Source organism: Inediibacterium massiliense (genome assembly GCF_001282725.1).
GTDB classification, from domain to species: Bacteria; Bacillota; Clostridia; order Peptostreptococcales; family Thermotaleaceae; genus Anaerophilus; species Anaerophilus massiliensis.
In genome coordinates this window covers 1-1,260 of sequence record NZ_LN876574.1, presented here as the reverse complement: position 1 = coordinate 1,260, position 1,260 = coordinate 1, and the positions used below count along the sequence as shown (strand labels likewise).

The window sequence follows — 1,260 nt, the reverse complement described above, 5'->3', positions numbered from 1 at the left end:
TTGTCCTGCTATACTAAAGTTGTAACACCTAACGCTAGTTTGATGTTATAATTCAAACATAGAAAAGGAGTTGCAAAATGGCGAATAAAAAATATGACCCAGAATTACAAAAGAAAGTATTACGTCTTTATCTTGAAGAAGGTCGGACTGTAAAAAGCTTAACTGAAGAATATAATTTAGGGAATGGTACATTGAGATATTGGTTAAACAAGCACCGTGAAGAATGCAAGACAAATACTGATTTAAAAGAAGAAACAGATTCTTATATTGAAATTCAAAAGCTGCGTAAACAGCTGGAAGAACTTGAAAAGGAGAATCGTTTTCTAAAAAAGGCGGCTGCATTCTTCGCGAAAGAAATCGATTAAAAATTTATGAATTCATAAAAAAATACTGCAATGAATTCGGTTTACGATGGCTATTATCCAAATTTAAATTATCCCCTAATGCCTATTACAATTATCTTAAAAAGAGAACACAAAAATATTTTAAACACAAAGCTCAATTAAAAGAATTAATTGAGACAATTTATCATAGTAAAAATGGTACTGTAGGTTATCGCATGATAGCAGATTTACTTAAATTAAGTAATGTATCATGCAGTTATCCCACGATTTATAAGTATATGAAAGAGCTAAATTTAAAAGCTATAATTATGAAAAAGAAACAAAAATATATAAAAGGAAGTATTCATAAAACTTTTAAAAATCTCTTAAATCAAGATTTTACTGCTTCCAAGCGAAATGAAAAGTGGTGTACTGATTTTACCTATCTTACATTAAGCAATGGTCAGAAGCGTTATAATTGTAGCATCATAGATCTGTATGACAGAAGTGTAGTTGCAACGTTGAACAGTAAATGGATTGATTCAAATTTAGCTATAGATACGTTGAAAATAGCATTAAAAAATAACCTAATCAAAAATAATTTAATTTTGCATAGTGATCAAGGAGCGCAGTTTGCTTCAAAAGAATTCGTAAAATTCTGTGAATCTAAGGGTGTCACACAAAGCATGAGCAAAGCTGGTTGTCCTTATGATAATGCAGTTATGGAACGATTTTATAATACATTTAAAAATGAACTTATTAAACAATATCGTTTTGATACTGATCAGCTTCTCAATGAAGCTGTTAATGACTATGTTTATGAATGGTATAATTTTTCAAGACCACATTCGCATAATCAAGGAAGGACACCCTTCGAAGCTAGGTATGGAAATCAAAACTAGCACATAATGTTACAATTTTACTTGACCAGAACAGA

General features: G+C 30.2%; 1 protein-coding gene. It reads left to right on the top strand.

The annotated features are described in order from the left end of the window. The first annotated feature begins 77 nt into the window (after positions 1-77). A protein-coding gene (locus BN2409_RS16640) for an IS3 family transposase (protein WP_110942847.1) occupies positions 78-1,225 on the top strand; the annotation gives its coding sequence in 2 pieces (ribosomal slippage) (positions 78-339 and positions 339-1,225; 1,149 coding nt in all). Positions 1,226-1,260: the final 35 nt, after the last annotated feature.